The organism is Pseudoalteromonas sp. TB51 (assembly GCF_000498055.1).
Lineage (GTDB): Bacteria > Pseudomonadota > Gammaproteobacteria > Enterobacterales > Alteromonadaceae > Pseudoalteromonas > Pseudoalteromonas atlantica.
Map to the genome: position 1 here is coordinate 1 of NZ_AUTO01000233.1, position 4,935 is coordinate 4,935.

Annotated in this window: 3 protein-coding genes and 1 pseudogene (1 of these 4 only partly in view); all 4 read left to right on the forward strand. The window is 43.3% G+C overall.

Translation table 11 applies throughout. The features are described 5' to 3' along the window. The coding region (locus L650_RS0113110) for a TonB-dependent receptor family protein (protein ID WP_029773399.1) at positions 1 to 1,799 on the forward strand (1,799 nt) is incomplete at its 5' end. A gap of 10 nt (positions 1,800 to 1,809) precedes the next feature. After that, the gene (locus L650_RS0113115) at positions 1,810 to 2,850 is read left to right on the forward strand and encodes a sterol desaturase family protein (RefSeq protein ID WP_085065492.1); all 1,041 of its coding nucleotides are present in this window, start codon (positions 1,810 to 1,812) and stop codon (positions 2,848 to 2,850) included. A gap of 110 nt (positions 2,851 to 2,960) precedes the next feature. Next, positions 2,961 to 4,868: a DUF1800 family protein gene (locus tag L650_RS0113120; protein ID WP_029773401.1), complete on the forward strand. Its 1,908-nt coding sequence runs from the start codon at positions 2,961 to 2,963 to the stop codon at positions 4,866 to 4,868. Between the two features lie 9 nt (positions 4,869 to 4,877). Next, a pseudogene (locus L650_RS0113125) lies at positions 4,878 to 4,935 on the forward strand (DUF1501 domain-containing protein) (its annotated part continues 1,160 nt past the right edge of the window); the annotation flags it as partial.

The following is a 4,935-nucleotide window of genomic DNA, read 5'->3' on the forward strand; positions in this document are numbered from 1 at the left end:
CGGGTACGCTTAATTTAGTGTCGCGCCAAGTACCTGATGATGCCAGCGGTATGCTTGATATTTCAGCAGGATCTGATGGCTATAAAAAAGCGCACGCGTATTATGGTAATCGCCAAGGGCAGTTTGGCTTTTTAGTTGAAGGCGTTCACCTAGAAAGTGACGGTTTTAAAGAGCTTGATGGCGGACAAGATACTGGCTTTGAAAAAGACGATTTATTAGTTAAATTAGATTACACACTTAATAGCGAGCAGTTTAAGCAACGCTTTGAGTTAAAGCTGGCCTATTCAGATGAGCTTTCTAACGAAACCTACCTTGGGTTAACCGAAGAAGATTACCAGCAAACACCGTATCGCCGTTATGCCGCCAGTGGCCCTGCAAATATGGACACTAAGCACACGCAAGTGATGTTTACCCACCAGCTTAGCAGCGACAATTTTGCCCTTACAACCCGCGCCTATCGCAACGATTTTGAACGTGCGTGGCTTAAACTCAACGCGGTTACTAACAGCAGTGGTAGTTTGTCGGATATTTTGGCAGACCCAACACGCTTTGAGCGTGAATACAGCGTTATTAGTGGCCAAGCCGATTCGGTTCAAAGTGGTGAAAGCAATGTGTTTTTAACCATGGGAACGAACGACAGAGCCTTTTTCTCACAAGGCATACAGTTTGATGGTGATTGGCAAGTCGCTGCGTTTGGGCTTGAACATTCACTCTCATTTGGGGTGCGTTTTCATCAAGATGAAATAGAGCGCGATCATTTTGAAGACACATACGCCATGGTTAACGCGGTTAACACCCGTACAGACACCGCGAGTGTATTTACCACACAAAATACCGAATCTACCGATGCGTGGTCGTTATATATTGAAGACAAAGTAACTTTCGATAAGCTAACTCTTGGTTTGGGCGTGCGCGGCGAGTTAATGGATATGTCGTATCAAAATGACGCCCCTGGACAAGCAAACGATTGGCAAGATAAATCGAGCCGTATTTGGTTACCTGGGTTAAGTGGCTTTTACCAATTATCGGCCAATGCAGGGTTACTTTTTGGTGTACACCAAGGGTTTGTGCCCTCAAGCCCATCTAGCCCTGTACGTGAAGGAGATGAAGAGTTTGAAAAAAGCGTAAACTATGAATTTGGTGGCCGTTACAACAACGGTAACAGCCAAGTGGAAGTAGTGAGCTTTTTTAATGATTATTCAAACTTAGTAGAAAGCTGTGGCCAGTCAAACTGTGGAATCGAAAACGAAATTGACCGCGAGTTTAGTGGTGGGGAAGTGGATGTATGGGGCGTTGAGTCTCAATTTGCACACACTTACGCATTAAATAAGCACATTGATGTGCCGGTACGCTTAACTTATACCTACACGCAAAGTGAGTTTAAAGAAGAGCTATTTAGCGAATTTACGCAGTGGGGGCATATTCGCCCGGGCGATCATTTACCGTACTTGCCTAACCATCAAGCTGCGCTGAGCTTAGGTCTTGCACATAACGATTGGTCGGTTGATGTATTAATAAAATACACCTCAGAAATGCCAGAGGCCGCTGGCGTAGCTTATACCGCTGGCGAGCTTGGCAACACCACAGGGAATGATTTTTCATTACCGTTGGCAGGNGTCGATGTACCCGCTACAACAGTACTAGATATTGCTGCGCGCTACGAGCTTGATCAATATGGGCATATTTACGCTAAGGTAGATAATCTGTTTGACAAAGATAACATTGTTAGTCGTCGCCCATATGGCGCGCGCCCGGGTAAACCGCGTAGCGTAGCCGTGGGCTACAAATATCAATTTTAAGAGGTAAGTTATGCTCGAGACTATATGGCAAACGCTTCTTCAAACGCCAAATTATTTGTTTGATGCCAATAAACGTATTTTTATTGGCTATAGCATTGCGGCGTTAGTGATTGCAATGTTGCTGTATTTCTCGGGCCGTGCGCAGCAAAAAAAGCGCACGTGGCGTGGGCTGGGGCGCTATTTATTTAGTAAGCGTATTTGGCTGAGTAAAAGTGCCAAGCTCGACTACCAATTATTAATTATAAACCGCTTACTTAAAGCCGCGCTGTGGGTGCCTATAGTGTTAACTATGGTGCCTGTTGCTATTGGCGTAAGTGATGCCCTGCAATGGCTTTTTGGTGAGCGCGCAGTATGGCAGCTGCCAAGTACTGTGGTGTTAGTTATTTTTACCGTTTTATTGTTTATATTTGATGATTTAACACGGTTTTTATTACATTTAGCACTGCATAAAGTGCCGTTTTTGTGGCATTTTCATAAGGTACATCATAGTGCGTTAGTGCTCACCCCAATGACCATTTATCGCAGCCACCCGTTTGAAAGCTATTTATATGCCTGTCGAATGGCGTTAGCCCAAGGTTTTGTAGTGGGCGTTTGTGTGTATTGCTTTGGCCGAAATTTATCAATGTTAGATATTTTGGGGGCTAATGTATTTGTATTTGCCTTTAATGCTTTAGGCGCTAATTTACGCCACTCACATGTGTGGTGGAGCTTTGGTAAAAAAATAGAAAATTGGTTAATTAGCCCAGCTCAGCACCAAATTCATCACAGCGATAACCCAAAACATTTTGACCGTAACCTAGGCTCAGCGTTAGCCATTTGGGATAGAGCCTGTGGCACGCTGATAAAAGCGCATCAAGTAGGTAAAATTACCGTGGGGGTTGGCAATAACGACCGCGGGCACAACAGTGTAATGGATGCGTATTGGCGGCCAATTTACGAGAACCTACAAACGCCTTGGCAACGTGTGGCTAAAGCCGCTAATAAGGTGAATGTTTTTAATAAAAAAAAGCCCATTATTGAGGTTAATATTAACGACAAAACAGCTAAATAGCGCTCGGTTACAAAAAATAAAAGGTTAAATTGTAAATTTTGTGTTTCAATAATCGTATCAAACTCGGTACATACACGCGTACCTTCTTTAATTTACGATGATGATTTAACATGCATTACAAATCAGTTTTATTAGCAAGTTGTGCTTTATTGCTAAGCGCCTGTGGTGGCTCAGGCGGCGATGACACGCCCACCGTTAATTCAAATAAAATTCCTACCTTATCGATTGCCGACATACCCAGCGAATTAACTAAAGGCCAAACCATTGAGCTAATTGCAACAGCAAGCGATGTAGACGGCACAATAAGCAGTGTGGTTTGGCAACAAACTGCGGGCACCACGTTATTGAATGAACCATTAGATGCGTTAAGTACCCGCCTTAATATACCCGCTGCGCAAAGTTATGAGCCTATAACGTATTCATTTAGAGTAACAGCCACCGATAATGAAGAGGCAACAAACACGCAAACCGTTACATTTGTAGCCAAAAACAGCATGGACATACACAGCGCCGCTAGGTTATTACACCAAGCTAGCATGGGCCCAACGCTTGCTGAAATAAACAGTGCTCAAGGTTTAAGTGAGCAACAATGGCTCGATGACCAAATAGCACTGCCAGTTAGCTACCACCGCAACTACTTGGTAAAACTTGAAGATGACGAAGACTTTAAATATATAAGCCGAATAGATGCATGGTGGAAAGCGGTGCTACAAAGTGACGATCAACTACGCCAACGCGTTGCATTTGCACTGAGTGAAATATTGGTTGTATCGGATGAAAATAGCGATTTGCGTGCACAACCAGAGGGCATGGTCACTTACTACGATTTATTACTTAAACATGCGTTTGGCAATTTTAGAGAGTTACTCGAAGAGGTAACGCTTTCGCCAATTATGGGCACGTACCTAAGCCATTTAGGGAACGAAAAAGCCGATGAAGCACTTAATATTCGCCCAGATGAAAATTACGCCCGTGAGGTTATGCAATTATTTACCATTGGCCTAGATGAGTTAAACCTTGATGGCACCGCTAAACTAGATGCAGACGGTAATAGCATAGCAACTTACGGACAGGCTCAAATACAGGGGTTTGCGCGTGTATTTACAGGCTGGACATTTGCCGGCAGCGAAACCTTTAAACGCAAAAGCCGTGATTATATAAACCCTATGCAAGCTTACAGCGAATACCATTCGGATAAAGAAAAAGTTCTATTAAATAATGAGGTTATACCGCCTGGTTATGGCCCAGAGGAGTCGCTAAAAATAGCCCTCGATAATTTATTTAATCACGACAACGTTGCACCGTTTATTTCTAAGCAGCTTATTCAGCGGTTAATTACCTCAAACCCTACTGCGCAATATGTAGAGCGCGTTGCACGTGTATTTAACGATAATGGAAGTGGTGTGCGAGGCGATTTAGCCGCAGTTGTTAAAGCTATTTATTTAGATGACGAAGCACGCCATTTTGGCAGTGTACTTAGCTATCAAGGTAAAATTAAAGAACCACTTTTAAAAACTGTGCAGTTTTGGCGAAACCTTAATGCGAAGTCACAGCAAGGTTATTATAAAACGTGGAACTTAGTCGATAGCTATGGGCAAGGCCCCATGCAGTCGGGCTCTGTATTTAACTTTTTTAGACCCGATTACCAAAGTGCGGCGTTACGCACCCAAGGTTTGGTAGCGCCTGAATTACAAATAGCCAACGATGCGACTTTAATAGGCACAATGAATGCCTTATTTGCAAGTTTGGTTTGGAGTACAGCCGAAGCGCATACCGAGTTAAACCCTGCAGGAATTTATGTTTATGTTCAAAGCGATATGGATTACTTGGCGCAAAATGGCATTAGCGCATTGTTAGAGCAATATAATACCCTGTATTTTGCCGGCAATATGAGCGCTGACACTACACAAGCTTTACTTGATTTAGATGCCTATTATGATGAGGACCAGTACCGCGTGAGGGTTTCGTACTTGTTATACATGATTGCTATTTCACCTGAATTTAACGTGCAGTATTAGGAGCGCATAATGAGCCTAAATAGAAGAGACTTTTTGTCATTATGTTTAAAAGGCGGGGTATCGGCAG